General features: G+C 59.3%; 17 protein-coding genes. 8 read left to right on the plus strand and 9 right to left on the minus strand.

Annotated features, from left to right (window positions below; all coding sequences use genetic code 11):
- Positions 1 to 208 precede the first annotated feature (208 nt).
- The 7 genes from UM93_RS15435 to UM93_RS18145 all read left to right on the plus strand — a co-directional run bounded on the left by UM93_RS15435 (position 209) and on the right by UM93_RS18145 (position 5146).
- Positions 209 to 628: a CoA-binding protein gene (locus UM93_RS15435; RefSeq protein ID WP_045076402.1), complete on the plus strand. Its 420-nt coding sequence runs from the start codon at positions 209 to 211 to the stop codon at positions 626 to 628.
- Between the two features lie 58 nt (positions 629 to 686).
- A complete protein-coding gene (locus tag UM93_RS17330; RefSeq protein ID WP_052663839.1) occupies positions 687 to 1688 on the plus strand; it encodes a polysaccharide deacetylase family protein in 1002 nt (333 codons plus the stop codon).
- The gene (locus UM93_RS15445) at positions 1688 to 2101 is read left to right on the plus strand and encodes an MmcQ/YjbR family DNA-binding protein (RefSeq protein WP_045076403.1); all 414 of its coding nucleotides are present in this window, start codon (positions 1688 to 1690) and stop codon (positions 2099 to 2101) included. The genes UM93_RS17330 and UM93_RS15445 overlap by 1 nt, the downstream gene beginning before the upstream one ends.
- Positions 2070 to 2627, plus strand: coding sequence for a DUF1990 family protein (locus tag UM93_RS15450; protein WP_157874177.1), 558 nt, complete (start codon positions 2070 to 2072; stop codon positions 2625 to 2627). Before UM93_RS15445 ends, UM93_RS15450 begins: the two co-directional genes overlap by 32 nt.
- A complete protein-coding gene (locus UM93_RS15455; protein WP_045076404.1) occupies positions 2627 to 3541 on the plus strand; it encodes an arginase family protein in 915 nt (304 codons plus the stop codon). Before UM93_RS15450 ends, UM93_RS15455 begins: the two co-directional genes overlap by 1 nt.
- Before the next feature lie 97 nt (positions 3542 to 3638).
- Positions 3639 to 5042 carry an OFA family MFS transporter gene (locus UM93_RS15460; protein WP_045076405.1) on the plus strand — a complete coding sequence of 468 codons (1404 nt, stop codon included), beginning with the start codon at positions 3639 to 3641 and terminating at the stop codon, positions 5040 to 5042.
- Positions 5043 to 5047: 5 nt separating this feature from the next.
- Positions 5048 to 5146 (plus strand): MFS transporter small subunit, encoded by a 99-nt coding sequence (locus tag UM93_RS18145; RefSeq protein WP_422784961.1) that lies wholly within the window; start codon positions 5048 to 5050, stop codon positions 5144 to 5146.
- Between the two features lie 102 nt (positions 5147 to 5248).
- Here the strand turns inward: UM93_RS18145 and sph are convergent, their stop codons facing one another.
- Positions 5249 to 6208 (minus strand): sphingomyelin phosphodiesterase, encoded by a 960-nt coding sequence (sph, locus tag UM93_RS15465; RefSeq protein WP_052663996.1) that lies wholly within the window; start codon positions 6206 to 6208, stop codon positions 5249 to 5251.
- Between the two features lie 218 nt (positions 6209 to 6426).
- Between sph and UM93_RS15470 the strand changes: the two genes are divergently transcribed.
- Complete coding sequence (locus UM93_RS15470) at positions 6427 to 7164, plus strand: tetratricopeptide repeat protein (protein ID WP_052663841.1); 738 nt, start codon at positions 6427 to 6429, stop codon at positions 7162 to 7164.
- Between the two features lie 5 nt (positions 7165 to 7169).
- Here UM93_RS15470 and purL read toward each other — a convergent pair whose 3' ends face one another.
- The 8 genes from purL to UM93_RS15510 form a co-directional block, all read right to left on the minus strand.
- The gene (purL, locus tag UM93_RS15475; RefSeq protein WP_045077606.1) at positions 7170 to 9449 is read right to left on the minus strand and encodes a phosphoribosylformylglycinamidine synthase subunit PurL; all 2280 of its coding nucleotides are present in this window, start codon (positions 9447 to 9449) and stop codon (positions 7170 to 7172) included.
- A 71-nt stretch (positions 9450 to 9520) separates the two neighbouring features.
- The gene (purQ, locus tag UM93_RS15480; protein WP_199921771.1) at positions 9521 to 10258 is read right to left on the minus strand and encodes a phosphoribosylformylglycinamidine synthase subunit PurQ; all 738 of its coding nucleotides are present in this window, start codon (positions 10256 to 10258) and stop codon (positions 9521 to 9523) included.
- Positions 10251 to 10502 carry a phosphoribosylformylglycinamidine synthase subunit PurS gene (purS, locus tag UM93_RS15485; protein ID WP_045076407.1) on the minus strand — a complete coding sequence of 84 codons (252 nt, stop codon included), beginning with the start codon at positions 10500 to 10502 and terminating at the stop codon, positions 10251 to 10253. Before purS ends, purQ begins: the two co-directional genes overlap by 8 nt.
- Before the next feature lie 164 nt (positions 10503 to 10666).
- Positions 10667 to 11077, minus strand: coding sequence for a hypothetical protein (locus tag UM93_RS15490; protein ID WP_045076408.1), 411 nt, complete (start codon positions 11075 to 11077; stop codon positions 10667 to 10669).
- An 8-nt stretch (positions 11078 to 11085) separates the two neighbouring features.
- Positions 11086 to 11556, minus strand: coding sequence for a hypothetical protein (locus UM93_RS15495; RefSeq protein WP_045076409.1), 471 nt, complete (start codon positions 11554 to 11556; stop codon positions 11086 to 11088).
- 106 nt (positions 11557 to 11662) lie between these two features.
- Positions 11663 to 12175 carry a hypothetical protein gene (locus UM93_RS17335; protein WP_052663842.1) on the minus strand — a complete coding sequence of 171 codons (513 nt, stop codon included), beginning with the start codon at positions 12173 to 12175 and terminating at the stop codon, positions 11663 to 11665.
- Positions 12176 to 12201: 26 nt separating this feature from the next.
- Positions 12202 to 13134: a hypothetical protein gene (locus UM93_RS15505; protein WP_045076410.1), complete on the minus strand. Its 933-nt coding sequence runs from the start codon at positions 13132 to 13134 to the stop codon at positions 12202 to 12204.
- 36 nt (positions 13135 to 13170) lie between these two features.
- Positions 13171 to 15465: an alpha-L-fucosidase gene (locus UM93_RS15510; RefSeq protein WP_052663843.1), complete on the minus strand. Its 2295-nt coding sequence runs from the start codon at positions 15463 to 15465 to the stop codon at positions 13171 to 13173.
- Between the last annotated feature and the right edge of the window lie 163 nt (positions 15466 to 15628).

Here is a 15628-nt window from a genome sequence, read left to right on the forward strand (position 1 = left end):
CCTCCTGGATGGTTAGTTTGCTTGGAAAGTTGGATCGTTTGAACATTCACTGTGCCAATTCCGCTAAGCGGAAGAAAGCGATAAATCACCGTTGTGGGGAACCAAGGAAAAAGCGGCAGCTGTGGAGGGAAAGTGGCACAACAATGGAACAAAACCTGCCAGAGCTCATCCCGCCTCGGTCGGATTGAAAACGGCGTAGGCTGGGCAAATGAGTCACCAAAATGATCCGGCCGCCGTGCGAAGCCTGCTCACGGATAAGGGCCGCTGGGCAGTTGTCGGACTATCCAGTAACACTGCAAGGCCTGCTTTTGGGGTAGCGAAATTCCTCCAGCAGAGCCTCGGAATAGAGATTATTCCGGTCAATCCGAGAGCGGATGACGTACATGGCGCTAAAGGCTATGCGACCTTGGCTGAGATCCCCGGGCCTATCGACGTTGTCGATTGCTTTATTAACTCAGAACGTGTTGGCGCCGTGGTCGATCAGGCTATTGCGGTCGGCGCCAAGGCCGTCTGGCTGCAGCTAGGGGTGATCGACGAAGCTGCTGCGCAACGTGCTAGTGCAGCCGGGCTGTCAGTGGTGATGAATGCCTGCCCGGCCATTGAAGCACCAATGCTCGGATTGGCTTAGCCGATCAGCTAGGCTGAAACTTGGGGGTTCATCCGCAGTCAGTCGCGAGGAATCAGCAGTGCAATCACAGCTCCGGGCAGGTATCTTTTCATGGCTACTCGTCCTCACCTGCATCATCGTGGTAGTTGGCTTTGCAGGCGATGCCTTCAACGCTAGGCAGGCCAGTGAAGGAGGCCCGAGCGGATCGCTAAGGGTCCCGCCCACTGCCGCAGGCACTAGCTCGGCTAAGCCGAGTAATACCTCCTCTGCCACCGGCACCTCATCGCCCTCCGGCACTCCCACCCGGAGCACCCCAAGCAGCACGTCCAGCAGCGCTCAAGGGCCAAGCAGCCATCCAGCGACGCCGTCCTCGGGAAGCTCCTCGCCACCAGGCACCGCAACGCCAAGCAACTCCTCAGCGAGCAACTCGCCATCAGCCGAACCAGGCGGAACATTCCCGGAAGTGCCGGCGGACTACGTCTTGCCCGCTATTCACGACGGCATGGTGCCAGTGCTGACGAAGGTGCCAACCAAGCAGAAGATTGTCTTCCTCACCATCGATGACGGTGCGAACAAAACCCAGCAGCAGATCGATCTGCTCAAATCCAACAACATCAAGGCGACCCTTTTCCTTGCCCAGCTTTTCATCCTCAACAACCCTGACTATTTCAAAGGCTTCCTGGCCGAGGGCAGTAAGATTGAGAATCACTCGATTTCGCACCCGCTGAACTTGATTAAGCTGCCGCACGGCCTGCAGAAAAAGGAAATCTGCCAGATGTCAGATTACGAGCAACAGCAGTATGGGCGGCGCCCAGTGTTCTTCCGACCGCCGGGTGGACCCTACACCCTGTCTCTTCGCAAAGTGGCTGCCCAGTGCGGGATCAAAGCAATCGTGGACTGGAATGTGGAGGTACGGGCTGGTCGGGTGAACTATCAGGAGGGGAAGTCCTTAACGCCGGGAGATATTGTGCTAATGCACTTCCGGAAAGAATTCCCGCAAGATCTGCAAGCTTTCCTGACCGCGCAACGAGCGGCCGGACTCAAGGTGGTTTTGCTCGAAGATTTCTTGGCGGTGTCCTGATGAGGGTAGCCGAACTTCGCGACTTCTGCCTCGCATTGCCGGGGGCTTTCGAAGATCGTCCCTTCGGCCCCGAAACATCGGTGATCAAGATTGATGCCCCGGTACCGGGCGGATCGCGGCGAGACACCAAAATGTTTGCCTTGTACCGTGAGGATCAGTTGCCGCTTACGGTGAATTTGAAGTGTGAACCAGCGCTCGCGGAGCAACTCAGAGCAGCTCACCCGGAGATTACCGCTGGCTACCATATGAATAAGAAACATTGGAACACGGTTGACTGTAGCGGGGCGCTTCCTGATCAAACGATCCGGGATCTGATCGAGGATTCCTATGATTTGGTGGTCTCTTCGCTGACCAAGCTGCAACAAGAGGCGCTGGGCTGGCGTGGCCTGGTGGCGCGTGGCAGCGATGACTGAGCGGCTCAGTTACTCCCAGGTTGGGCTGAGTCGTGAGTTGCTCGCGGCGGGAGTCGAGGCAACCGCACCCTGGCCGGCCGAGTATCGTCGAGTCTTCCAACGGATCCGGGTAGCGCAGGGGGAAGCCGCTTTTCAGAGCTTGGCGGACGGCATCAGGCAATGGCAGATCCAGCGCCGGGCCGGTTTGCGACCGCGCGCTGACGGCGAGGCGCAACTTGGCAGCACAGTGGTTTGCGGCTTCGGTTGGGGCCCGCTCCGGTTACCGGTACCGTGCCGGGTGGTCTGGTCAGAATATTCGGCCCGGATCGCTGGTTTTGGCTACGGGACGCTTCCCGGCCACCCTGCCAGCGGCGAGGAAGCCTTTGTTGCTGAACTCTCCGAGCAGGGCGAAGTGTATTTTTCGGTGCTCGCCTTCAGCGTCCCGGCGCCGGGTATTTACACCCTCGGTGCACCGGTCAGCCGGGTTATTCAAAGCTGGGTGACCAAGCGCTATCTGAAAGCGGCAAGAGAACTGGCGGCACACTAGTGTCAGAGCAACGCCTCAGCATCCTCTCCGCGCCCAGCAACCTCGGGTTACGACCACCGGTCTCGGGCGCGGTGCCAGGAACAGCTAAGGCTCCTGAAGCCCTCCGCGAAGCCGGCTTGTATGCCGGACTTTTAGCGGCCGGAGCGAGTGACGCCGGGGTGGTACTGCCGGGTCGATACCTTGACGATTGGCGGCCTGGCCAGCGGCTGCGTAACGAGGAACCGCTGCTCGAACATGCTGCCAGGCTGGGAGACAGACTGGCTGCGATTAGAAGTCAGGGCGACTGGCCGCTGGTGCTTGGCGGGGACTGTTCAATTCTGCTTGGCATTGCCGTCGAGTTGAAACGCCAAGGTCACTTTGGGCTGATCCATCTGGATGGTCACACCGATTTTCGGCACCCAGGAAACTCATCCCATTGTGCGTCATTAGCGGGTGAAGACTTGGCTGCGGTGACCGGAAAGCATTGGCCGCAGATCGCCAATATCGGCGGACTGAGCCCCTATTTTTCTCCTCAAAACGTGGTGCATGCTGGCTGTCGCGATAGCGATGAGGAAATTGAGGAGGTCAGCGGGTACTTGGCGGCACTGTTCACTAGTGCGCAGATTCTGGCCTCCGCCGAACACATCGGTCAGCAGATTTTTGCTGCCCTGCCGCAGCACCTCGACGGCATCTGGCTGCAATTAGACGTAGATATTCTCGATCCCAGTATTATGCCCGCGGTTGACGGGCCGGACCCCGATGGCATCTATTGGCAGCAGCTAGAACAGCTGCTTCGGGTGTTGCTGCCGCGAGTTTGCGGGCTGAGCGTGACGGTATTCGATCCAGATTTGGACCCGGACGGGCAGCTCGCTAGGCGGCTCAGCAGGCTGTTGCTCGATGTTTTGGACGCGCGGGCAGTAGTCATCGATTCTTGAGCAACGACTGGTAGGGTAGGCCCAAACCGGGCCGGTGTCTGCGGGAATCCAGGCGCTAACAGCTCTACCTGCATGGGGGAGTCGAAGGGGACTGCACATGAATTGGTTAAAGCGGGATCGTATTATTGCCAGACCTGGCTTCAATCGGTGGTTGATTCCGCCTGCTGCGCTCGCCGTGCATCTATGCATTGGTCAGGTTTATGCGACCAGTGTCTATAAGACATCCTTGGTCAGCTACTTTGCGGTCAATCAGACGCAAATAGGTGTCATTTTCTCGATAGCCATCGTGATGCTGGGGCTTTCGGCGGCAGTGATGGGCACCTGGGTTGATCGCAATGGACCGCGAATGGCGATGTTCACAGCAGCGTGTTTCTGGGTGGCCGGATTTCTGATTGGGGCGCTGGGCATCTTCACCAAGCAACTGTGGCTGGTCTATCTCGGCTACGGCGTGATTGGCGGCATCGGCTTGGGCATTGGTTATATTTCGCCTGTCTCCACCCTGATTAAGTGGTTCCCGGACCGGCCGGGCCTAGCCACCGGCATGGCCATTATGGGCTTCGGTGGCGGTGCCTTGATCGCGAGTCCGCTCTCTACTGCTTTAATGCGTTGGTTTGACCCCAATTCTTCGTCGGCTAACTGGGTGCCGAGCGGTGAAGCAGTCGGCAAACTCTTCCTCACCCTCGGCATCATCTACCTGGTCTATATGATGGCTGGTGCCTTCACCGTGCGGGTGCCAGCCGAAGGCTGGATTCCGAAGGGTTTTGACCCGGCCTCGGTACGGAGTAAAGCTTTGGTGACCACCGCCTCGGTGAGCGCGAATAATGCGATTCGGACACCGCAGTTCTGGTTATTGTGGGTGGTGTTGTTCTGCAATGTGACCGCGGGGATAGGCATCCTGGAGCAGGCCGCACCGATGATCCAGGACTTCTTTAGGCAGAGCAACGGGACCTCCTTGGTGGCCGGAGCGGCGGCAGCTGGCTTCGTTGGTCTACTTTCCATCGGAAACATGCTCGGCAGGTTCGCTTGGTCGAGTACCTCGGACCTGATCGGGCGCAAGCCGATCTATATGCTCTATCTCGGCGTCGGTGCAGTGGTGTATCTGATCCTGGCATTCTTCGGCAGCTCCAGCACGGTGATCTACGTGATTCTGGCGCTCGTTATTCTGAGTTTTTATGGTGGTGGGTTCGCCACCGTCCCGGCTTATCTGCGTGATCTCTTCGGCACCTTCCAAGTGGGTGCAATTCATGGCCGACTACTCACTGCCTGGTCGGCGGCTGGCATTGCGGGTCCGCTGATCGTCAATGGGATTCTGGATGCTCAGGGAAAGCCTGGGACGCTTAACGCGCACAATTATCAGCCTGCTTTACTGACCATGGTCGCGTTATTGGTGGTCGGCTTTGTGGCGAACTTGTTGGTTCGGCCGGTGAATGCGAGGTTCCATGAAAAGACTGCGCCAAGCGAGCCCGCAGTCGAGGGCGTTTCGGGAAGGAGCGAGTCGTGAAAGCAATGAGTCTCAAGGTGGCCGTGGCCTGGGTATTGGTCGGTGTGCCACTGGTCTACGGAGTTTGGCAGACGCTACTCAGGGTTGCCGACCTTTTCAAGTAACCCGGTTCCTCCCGCCGAGTTCGTGGTTTAGTTTCGGATTCGCTAGTAATTACTAGCGAATCCGAGAGACAGCAACGAACTCGGCGAGAATGACGGCGGAGGCTACTTGGTGCCGAAGACAGGATAGTGGTCAGAATAGTCGGTGAAGGTCTGGCCGCCGCCGGTCCAAGCCGCTGAATGGACCGGATGAGTTACGTTTTTCCAGCTGCTGGGCGCTGGATGTCCTTTGATCGGTAGCAGGTAGTCCAGTTGCTCGGCAGGGTGCTCACCGTAGAAGTATTTGGCGATCGAATTCCGGGAATAGTCGAACGAGGGACCGCCAGCAAACTCCGGTTTGACTGCGTCGAGGTCGTTGTATAACGACGCTTCCTCGGCAGTTCCGGCAATGATATTCAGGTCACCAACTACGAATAGTGGTTCGTTACTCGGGAACTTTTGGGCGTCGATGAATTGCTTGAGTTCAGCTAGCTGCTTCTTGCGAACGCTTGCCGGTGAGACGCGGCAACTTGAGTCCTCTGCCTGGGTGTGTGTGCCAATGATATTGACTACTCCGGCCGGGGTGCTTATTTGCGCATAAGCAAAACCCTTATTGCTCAGTGGCTCTATCAGGCCACAGCTGTCCTGATAGATATATTGTTTCTTGACCGTGATCGGCCAGCGGCTCAGGATGGACACGCCACCGTCCTCCGGTGTCAAAGCACCGTAGCTGCCCAGGGTTTGGTCCCACCCAGACTTGCTCCGGCCTACCCACGGTGTTTGATGGGGGTACTCCTTAGCTAGGTTAGCTTGGAGTCGCTCGGAGCCGGGGTTATCAAAGCCCTCTTGGAACACCACGATGTCTTGTCCGGAAACGACCTTGTCCCTGGCAATTAAGTCTGCACGGGCGGACTGATTCCACCCTGAACTGGCGATAGCGGGCAGCATTCGCACATTCATACTGGCAATTTTCAGCTCGTCGTAGCTGGAGATGCTTTCGCTAGGCAGAGCTTGAGCGGCCGCCATTGAACTCATAGTTAGGGCGATTGCGATGGCGGTAATCGCTGCAGCGTGTTTGAGGATCATGGCCATAGTCAATAATCAGTAAGTGGACGCTCGAGTATCTCAGGGTTAACGCGGGGGAACGCTGGGCTGGGAATTTGCCGGGATCCGCTAAGCCGAGGAACTCAGCTCGCTGAAGCGCTCACCAGGTGAGTTCGTGGTTTAGTCTCGGATTCGCCAGTAATTACCAGCGAATCCGAGAGACAGCAACGAACTCGGCGGGAATGAGGAGGTAGTGCAGCATGATGAGGCAACAGGTGCTCGATGAGCTCTGGGATTTTTCTGATCCGCTGGGTTCGGAGCAGCGATTTCGACGGTATCTGACCGAATCGCAATTGTCAGCCTCTGAACGGGCTGAAATTGAAACTCAACTGGCCCGATCGCTTGGTTTGCAGGGTCGTTTCGACGAAGCTCGCGATTTGCTGGGCGGCGTGCAGAGCGATCAAGCTGTGGTTCAGGTTCGGCTTGCGCTCGAAACGGGTCGAGTTACGAACTCTGCGGGGATCCCGGCGGATTCGGTGCCGTCATTTGAAGTGGCGGCGGCGCTGGCCGCAGAGCACGGCTTGGACTTCTTAAGAGTGGACGCCTTGCACATGTTAGCTATCGTCCAGCCCGCGGACGCAGCTCGATGGACCCAGCAAGGCCTGGCCGTGATAGCAGCTGCCCGGGGTGGCACTGAAGACTTAGCCCGGCTTGCTCGCTGGCGAGTCTCCTTGCTGAACAATCTGGGCTGGTCGCTGCACGACGCAGCGAAGCACACAGCGGCACTTGAGGCATTTAATCAGGCGCTAGCCGCCGCCGAAGAGGTTGGTTCCCCGCAGCAGTTGTTCAATGCTCGCTGGGCGGTGGCACGTCAACTCAGAGAGCTAGGCCAGAACGAAGAAGCCCAGGAGATCCAGCAAAGCCTAGCGGCCCAAGACCCGCACGCCAGTTATGTGCAGGAAGAACTGCAGGAACTGGCTAAAATCTTCGACCGCTAGGGCCACTAGCCGAAGTACTTTGGCAATGTCCCTTCGTGGGCCTCGCGCAGCTGATCGAGGCTCAGTGTGAAGGCGCCTGGCACGTCCAAGGCGCCGGATTCGGCGTCGACCACGCCGATCCGCAGGTGTTCGAAGCCGCGAGCTGAACACATGTCATTGAAGCGAACCTCTTCGGAGCGCGGCACCGAAACCAATGCGCGGGCCTGCGATTCGGAGAATAGCGCTTCGAAGACGGAAATTCCGTCGCGGGCTGCCAACTCATCCAAGCCCACCCGGGCGCCGACGCCGAAGCGCAGCGAAGACTCAACCAGGGCTGCCGCTAAGCCGCCTTCGGAGAGGTCGTGGGCGGCGTCGATCATGCCATCGCGGGAGGCATTGATCAGAATCTCAGCGAGCTCTTTCTCCCGGCCCAGGTCGACGAGCGGCGGCTGGCCGCCGAGGTGTCCACGCAGGTTAGCCCACTCGGAGCCGTCCAGTTCGGCGCGAGTGGTGCCCAGGAGATAGATCGCCTGACCGTCTTCGCGCCAGCCGGAAGGGGTGCGCCGGGCCACGTCGTCAAACACGCCCAGTACGCCGACCACCGGGGTTGGATGAATAGCCACCGTCTTATCGCCACTGGCGGTGTGGTTGTACAGTGAGACGTTGCCGCCGGTCACCGGCACACCGAGTTCCTGGCAGGCATCAGCCAGCCCGCTCACCGATTCAGCGAACTGCCACATCACCTCAGGATCTTCGGGCGAGCCGAAGTTCAAGCAATCGGTGACGGCCAGCGGACGCGCACCCGAGGTGGCCACGTTCCGGTAGGCCTCAGCCAGCGCCAGTTTGGCACCCTCGCGTGGGTTCAGGTAGCAGTATCGACCATTGGCATCGGTGGACAAAGCCACGCCCAGGCCAGTGTTTTCATCCACTCGGATCACTCCGGCGTCATCCGGCATCGCCTGTGCGGTATTGCCCTGCACATAGCGGTCGTACTGATCGGTGACCCACGATTTCGAAGCCAAATTCGGCGAAGAGATCAGCTCGACGACGGCGGCGCCCAGGTCGGCAGGCACCTCGGCCTGGTCCGAAGCAGCAAATGAATCAGCCTGCAAGGCATCGAGCCACTCCGGTCGGTGGAAGGGTCGGTTGTAGACCGGTCCATCGTGCGCCACGGTGCGCGGGTCGACGTCGACAATTGTCTCGCCATCCCAGTCAATGATCAGCCGGCCGGTGTCGGTGACCTCGCCGAGCCAGGAGTACTCAACATCCCACTTCGCCATCACGGCCTCAAAGGCCGCGACATTCTCCGGGGTGACAACCGCCATCATGCGTTCTTGCGATTCCGACATCAGGATTTCGCCCGGCGTCAGGCTTGGATCGCGCAGCAGCACCGAGGTCAGCTCCACGTGCATGCCTCCTTCGCCGTTGGATGCCAGTTCCGAGGTGGCGCAGGAAATGCCAGCGGCACCGAGATCTTGGATGCCGTCAACGATCGAGGCTTTGAACAGCTCGAGGCAGCACTCGATCAGCACCTTCTCCGCGAACGGATCGCCGACCTGGACGGCGGGGCGCTTCGAGGGCTTGGCATCGTCGAAAGACTCGGAGGCCAGCACCGAGGCGCCGCCGATGCCGTCGCCACCGGTGCGGGCACCGAAAAGCACCACCCGGTTGCCAACGCCGGAGGCATTGGCCAATCGGATGTCCTCGTGCCGCAGCACGCCAACGGCTAGCGCATTGACCAGCGGATTGCCTTGATAGACCGAGTCAAAGACGACTTCGCCGCCGATGTTCGGCAGGCCGAGCGAATTGCCGTAGCCGCCAATACCGGAAACAATGCCGTGCACCAGCCGCGCGGTGTCGGGGTGGTCAATGGCGCCAAAGCGCAGCGGATCCATCACCGCAACCGGCCGAGCGCCCATCGAAATAATGTCCCGAACAATACCGCCGATGCCGGTGGCCGCACCCTGGTAGGGCTCCACGAAAGAGGGGTGGTTGTGCGATTCGACCTTGAAGGTGACCGCCCAGCCGTCGCCGATATCAACAACACCAGCGTTCTCGCCAATGCCGACCAGCAGGTGTTCCTTCATCTCCTCGGTGACCTTGTCGCCAAACTGGCGCAGGTGCACCTTGGAGGACTTATACGAGCAATGCTCACTCCACATCACTGAGTACATGGCTAGTTCGGCAGCGGTGGGGCGACGCTCCAGGATCTCCTTGATCCGGGCGAACTCGTTGTCCTTCAAGCCAAGCTCTGCCCAGGGCAGCTCGGTCTCGGGAGTGGCCGCAGCATTGACCACGGTATCGATATTGAAACCAGTCTTTTCAGCGGCTGTGGTCGAGGCAGCGGTCGAGGCGGTTTGGTCAGTCGAAGAGATGCTCACGCTTTAGCTCCTGCCAGGATGGTGTTCAAGACGGAGGCGAAGAAACCCAGTCCGTCGGTGCCGGTGTGTGGGCCAGCCGGAGAGGACGGTCCGAAGCCGGCTTCCACCGCGTGCTCGGGATGCGGCATCAGGCCAACCACATTGCCCGCGGCATTGGAGATACCGGCAATGTCACGGCGGGAGCCATTCGGATTCACGCCGATATAGCGGAACACTACCCGCCCCTCGGCTTCCAGCGCGTCGAGGGTCTTTTCATCGGCGATGTATTGGCCGTCTTGGTTCTTGAGCGGCACCGTGATGTCTTGGCCTGCCTGGTAAGCATTGGTCCAGGCGGTGGCCGCATTCTCCACCCGAAGTACCTGATCGCGGCAGATGAATTTCAAATGATCGTTCTTGACCATCGACCCCGGCAGTAGATGCGATTCGGTCAAGATTTGGAAGCCATTGCAAATGCCCAGCACGGGCAGCTTGGCGTCCGAATTCGCCGCATCGATGACCTTGGCCATGAGGGGGGCGAAACGGGAGATCGCGCCAGCCCGCAAGTAATCGCCGTAGGAGAAGCCGCCGGGGATCACCACCGCGTCGACGTCTTGCAGATCGTCATCGGCGTGCCACAACTCGACGGCGGTGGCTCCGGAAAGCCGTACCGCCCGGGCAGCGTCTCGGTCATCGAGGGTGCCGGGGAAAGTCACTACGCCGACTCGGGCGGCGGATAGGTCCAGAGATTCAGTCATTGATGGCCTCAACATTGACCACGTCTTCGATCACCGGGTTGGAGAGCAGTGTTTCGGCGGCTTCGCGGGCCTTGGCCAGCACAGCCTCGGTCACCTCGCCGTCAACCGTCAGTTCGAATCGTTTGCCCTGGCGGACGCCACTGAACTCGGTGAAGCCCAGTCGGGGTAGCGCCCCAACAATGGCCTTCCCCTGCGGATCGAGGATTTCGGGTTTGGGCATGACGTCGACAACGATCCGGGGCATCCGGTGACTCCTGTTTTTGAGAAGCGGGTGTCGCGAAGGCTGGGTTGCAGCCGTAAAACGTTGCCGTCTCACGCTACTTTGCTGGCTGCCATAAATGTCAGTCGGCCTAACAGCGCTCCGCGAGCTTGCACCACCATTCTACCGGCCATTTAACAGTGCAAAGCTCAGCCCAGCATCAACGCATTCGGATCGTCTGGGCTAACCCTAAAAGGCAGCGTCGCCCCGACATGCCAGTTGTGCAAGGCTGCCTGGGCGATCACTGTTTGGTAGGTAGCTCGATAAGGGGTGTGCTCCGGAAAGTTGAGCTCCAGTTCCACCGCATAGATCGGTACGCCGTCGAAGTCTTTACCGCTGTTGTGCAGCGCGATGACGGTCCCGCTGCCTTGCAGCATCCCGGCGTGCATGGTCATGTTCGCAAAGGGATTGGCCTGTGAGACGCCGTGGCTGGCGGGCTGCTGATGGCTGAGCTGCTCGGCAAGATCAGCTGAGTGGCGGAGGTTCTCTCGCCAATCAGTCTTCTCGCGCTGGCGAGCCCCGGCCTCTGCCAGCCTCAAAAGATCTCTGAAGACACCCATTCGACTGGTTAGCTGGTCAGCGCTATGTTCTGCGGATTTGCCGGATCCACGGCGACTTCGTGGGCGGTGCCGACGGCGTAGTTCGCCAAGAATTGGGCCGGCACCATTTCGCGTTTGGTTACCGTGTAAGGAGCTGCGCCAGGCAAGGTGACTTGCACTTCGAGCTGGTACCAAGGGTTCCCGGCGGTGCGCTCACCGGTGTCGACTAAGCCCGTCACCACCGAACTACCCGGAGTGCCGATCGAGATGATCCTATTGAGTTCCTGGCCATAGGCATTGAGCACGTCATGGTCGGCCTGCATTTGGCCGCCCACCTGAGCTGCATTGGCCATCGTGACCTGGCTGCCGTCAGTGTAACCGGCATCGCGGAGGTGCTGAGAGGCCAATTCTTGAGCTGCTTGTGCCTGCGCTGCCCAATCCTGATTGCTGCCGGTCGGATTCCCACCGAAGGCGTTCTTAGCTCGATCAAACAGTCCCATAACGCTCCCTCAAGAGATTTATTACAAAATTGAAATGTATTCTCTTTAGATCATCCCAGGGCTCACTGCCCAGGGCAAGCTTCCGTCAGCTTTGGTCGAACGCCTGCTACTTGGAGTTATCGGCACCAACGCCAAAGAGCGGTTCAAGGAGCTTCCACTCCGCTATGGCACAGCCGTTCTGTTGACTGAACTCTTTGCCCACCGCGTTGCCCTTGAAAGTGCCGCTAACCTTGGCAGTCTGCGGTCCGCCCATTTGCATAGTGCAACTTTGCGGGCTGGCGTCGGTCTGGAAGATTGTCGGGCCGGCGTTTTCAAGGGCCGCGCAAGCGGCATCCGGGTCGGTCACCGTGGAGCCGGCCTGTGCCTTTGCTCCCTGACAGCTCAGCGTGCGCTGCACGCTTGCTGACTCCGGAGTGGCTTTGACATCTATTACCAGCGCGGTCTCCGCGGCACCAGTGGTCTGGCTAGAACTGGGTTGGCTAGAACTGGAAGCAGTTGAATTGCTCGGTGCTGGCGATCCAGTGCCACCATTTCCGGCCGGGCTGGCGCAAGAGGAGAGCAGCATTAGCCCGGTAATAGCGGCTAGTATCAGGCGAGAAGCTTGCTTCGGTGATGTCATGGTGACCTCTCTCGGATGCCTATAGCCTAGGCCTGCTCGCTTTGCTTCGGTAGCCGCTGACGCAGATCGTTCAGCAACCGTGACCGTAGTACAGCGGCTTCACTGCTGAAGGCGCGCTGCTGTGCCACGTACTCCGCCTTCCCCTTGGCGGTTTCAATTTTGATCGCCGGATACCCCCAGCCAGCCAGCTCGTAGGGGGAGGCCTGCATGTCCATCCGGCGCACCCGCCAAGACAACTCAAAAGTGCACATCAGGAGCTCACTAGAGAGCAAGGGCAGCAGCTTGTAGCTCCACTTATAAAGATCCATATTGGCGTGCAGGCAGCCGGGCTGCTCGAGTTCGCGCTGGGTCTCCCGGCTGGGTTGCAATTCGTTCAGCGGAACTGCCTGGGGTGTGTAGAACCGGAAAGCATCGAAATGGGAGCAGCGCACCCGGTTGGCTTCCACCACCCGATCGGTACCGTCGGCACCGAGGCGCAAATCTAGGTACTCGTGCCGGGCGCCATTGCTAGCGCTGCGATAGACCATCGCCCATTCGTGCAGACCAAAGCACCCGAATTGAGCAGGCCGTGCCACGGTGCGGCGAAGCAGATCGGTGGTGAAGCGCAGCGCTGATTCCCGGTCCACCAGGAACGCCTCGAGGTCCACGATGACAGCAGGTTCCGTCACCGTTAGGCCCAGCCCTTCCCGTTCCGCTTGGTTGGCGCTGCGATAGTGCCTCCAGTTGAGGCGCTCGATTGCTTCTTCGCCGAGTAAGACGGTGTGACTGCCCGGATGCCAACGTCTGAGCTGACCGGGTTTCAGCGTGTAATAGGTGAACAGGAAGTCCTCGACAGGATGTGGCTTACCGGCCGAGCGACGTTTTAGGTACGGTTCGGCGTACTGGTCAACCAGCTCATGATGGGCCTCAGCGCGCGGCAACCACTGCTGGGGGCTGAGCGCGCTGAGTTGACTGGACATACTTCCATTCTCCCGTGGCCCGCACGGGCTGGCGAATCAGCTGCTAGCCTCGCCCCACAATGAGAGCTGAGAGAGATAGCTTTGGGCCCGGGACTGGGTGATATTGATCCGGAACTTTTGCGCGGTGACCGCACTGGGTAGTTCCAAGATACGGAGCTGACCGATGGAGCCCACGGTGGCAATGTTCTGCCAGCTGCCGCCCTGTTCGGCTTCGATAGTGACCCCCTCGATGGCTTGGCCGTGCTGCAGCACGGCCTCGCTGAGCGAGATTCGCTTGACCGACTTGGTAGCGCCCAGGTCAACGGTCACGCTGCCGGTGCCATTGGCGCCGGGCGTCCAGGAGGTCGCCGGATCACCGTCACCCAGGGCAGTCGATGTGCTGCCATCGGGTGAGTTGGCCGGGCGTGACTTCGCGTAGTCAACGGCGTAAGCCTTGTCGAGTTCCGTTTTGAAATCCTTCAGCGCTTGTACTGACGCGGCGGAGAAAGAGCCGCTGGTGGTGGGGGGCACATTCATCAGGAATACCGCATTGCGGCCCACCGTCTCCTGATACTTTTGCAACAGTTGGCTGCCAGTCAAAGGTTTATCGGTTGGATGCGCGAACCAGCCTTGGGTGAGTTTGAAATCTGCCTCAGCCGGCCACCAGTGCAAAGCATTCGCGCCGCCGCTGCGGACCGCCGAAATGAGGGTCTGACGGTCACCCAACGAGGCCGCGGTGCCATCGGTGGGTTCGCCGAGCTTTCCCTGATCGGCGGGATCAATCACCGGTAATGAACTCCACTCATTTGGCCGAGCCTGGCCATTCTCATTTCCGACCCAGCGCACATCCCGACCACCTACCGCTACCACGGCGCCGGGCTGTAGCTTATGAATCAGATCGTAGAAGGCGGGATAATCGTATTTCTCGGTTTTAGCGGTATTTCCGTTTGAGCCATCGAACCAGACTTCACTGATTGCCCCGTACTGGGTGAGGATCTCGTAGAGCGTATTGAGGAAGTAAGCGCCGTAATCGGTGGCTTGGTAGTTGTAGCTGGCTAGGTTGGGATCGTTTGCCCGACTGTCGCCCGCCACCAGGGTGGGAATAGTGCGGGTTGTTGCCTGGCTACCGTTGCCGTAAACGCCCTTGATCTCCTGATTCGAATCGGCGGGGGAGAGGTAGAGGCCGACCTGGAGGCCATACTTGTGCGCTGAGTCGGTGAAGAGTTTCACGATATCGCCCTTACCGCCCAGCCAGGGGGAGGCAGCCACTGAATAGTCCGAGTAGCGGCTGGGGTAGAGCAGAAAGCCGTCATGGTGTTTGACGGTCAGGATGACCCGACGGAAACCGGCGTCGGCGAGTGCTTTCACCCACTGATCGGTATCGACGGTTCCGGTCGGATTGAAGCGCTGCGGATCTTCGGTGCCGTGGCCCCATTCTTGGTTGTAGAAGGTATTGATGCCGAAGTGCACAAAGGCGCTGAGCTTATCGTTCTGCCAGTTCCACTGCTGGCTGGTGGGGCGGACCATGGTGGATTTGGTCAGGATGTCTTGATCGCAGTCTGTGGCGCTGACCGGAATGTAGTTGCCCGGGCTGAGCTGGCTTAAGTCTTGGCACTGGCCGGGTTGGTTCGGGTCAACAGGACCAGTGGTGTTGAAGGTGAACACGGTCGGATCGTAGCTGGCCGGGCCCGAGCTGACCCGAACTTTCCGGATTGAGCCGATAAAGCCTCGATTAGTGCCGCTCGGGTGTACCTCGTTGCCGATCCCGAAAGCTTTCTCTAGACCCGCGGCGATGCCGAAGCCCGTAGTCGCCGTCACTGTGGGTAGCTGTTTGCCATCGAGGATCAGGAAAAGTGAGACGCCCTGGGTGGTCGGCAAATAGTGCAGGGAAAGGTTGTGCTCTTGATTGAGCGCGGGGAAGGCGACCGAAGCAGAGTGGTTCGCCCAACTGCCGTTAGCTAGGGTGTCGAAACCGTAGCTCAGTTTGCCCGCTTGCGCACGGATCGAGAAGTTGCCGCCGACCGAAAGTAGGGTGCTCAGATTGGCGGGAGCGGTGGTCGGGGTGAACCGGACTTCGGCAATGAAGTTCTTTGTCGCGGTGCTTGGGCTCGTTGCCGAAGCTAACGACCAGTCGGCAGGAGTGAAGCTGATGCCTTGCTGTCCGCCAGTTAGTTTGACGCCGCTGCCAGCTATTTGCTGCTCATCGCCTTGCACTCGGTGCAAGCTGCCGCGCAGCGCCTCTTCGCCAGCCGTGGTGTAGGCAGTAGTGCCGACTAGGGAGCCAGCAAAGCCAACATTGAGGGAGTCTGGTTCGGCAACCTCAGCGGCGAGTGGTGAAGCGTTCGTGGCCACAGCGGGGGTAACTCCTGCCAAAACGAGGGCGGTGGATAGGGACAATCCAGCAAGAACTCGGAACTTCTTCACAAGGACCCTTTCGGAGCACATCTTTGTACTATGGGCTGGCAACAGGATCCACGATACATCTGATGTTTATTCCTGAAAACCCTTATGTCTG

This window comes from Psychromicrobium lacuslunae, assembly GCF_000950575.1.
Taxonomy (GTDB): Bacteria; Actinomycetota; Actinomycetes; order Actinomycetales; family Micrococcaceae; genus Renibacterium; species Renibacterium lacuslunae.

Coding starts and splice junctions, on each gene's coding strand:
- UM93_RS17335 (WP_052663842.1), bottom strand. CDS start 12,175: ATGACATCACCGAAGCAAGCTTCTCGCCTGATACTAGCCGCTATTACC.
- UM93_RS15495 (WP_045076409.1), bottom strand. CDS start 11,556: ATGGGACTGTTTGATCGAGCTAAGAACGCCTTCGGTGGGAATCCGACC.
- UM93_RS15490 (WP_045076408.1), bottom strand. CDS start 11,077: ATGGGTGTCTTCAGAGATCTTTTGAGGCTGGCAGAGGCCGGGGCTCGC.
- UM93_RS15460 (WP_045076405.1), top strand. CDS start 3,639: ATGAATTGGTTAAAGCGGGATCGTATTATTGCCAGACCTGGCTTCAAT.
- UM93_RS15435 (WP_045076402.1), top strand. CDS start 209: ATGAGTCACCAAAATGATCCGGCCGCCGTGCGAAGCCTGCTCACGGAT.
- UM93_RS15445 (WP_045076403.1), top strand. CDS start 1,688: ATGAGGGTAGCCGAACTTCGCGACTTCTGCCTCGCATTGCCGGGGGCT.
- UM93_RS18145 (WP_422784961.1), top strand. CDS start 5,048: ATGAGTCTCAAGGTGGCCGTGGCCTGGGTATTGGTCGGTGTGCCACTG.
- purQ (WP_199921771.1), bottom strand. CDS start 10,258: ATGACTGAATCTCTGGACCTATCCGCCGCCCGAGTCGGCGTAGTGACT.
- sph (WP_052663996.1), bottom strand. CDS start 6,208: ATGATCCTCAAACACGCTGCAGCGATTACCGCCATCGCAATCGCCCTA.
- UM93_RS15505 (WP_045076410.1), bottom strand. CDS start 13,134: ATGTCCAGTCAACTCAGCGCGCTCAGCCCCCAGCAGTGGTTGCCGCGC.
- UM93_RS15470 (WP_052663841.1), top strand. CDS start 6,427: ATGATGAGGCAACAGGTGCTCGATGAGCTCTGGGATTTTTCTGATCCG.
- purS (WP_045076407.1), bottom strand. CDS start 10,502: ATGCCCCGGATCGTTGTCGACGTCATGCCCAAACCCGAAATCCTCGAT.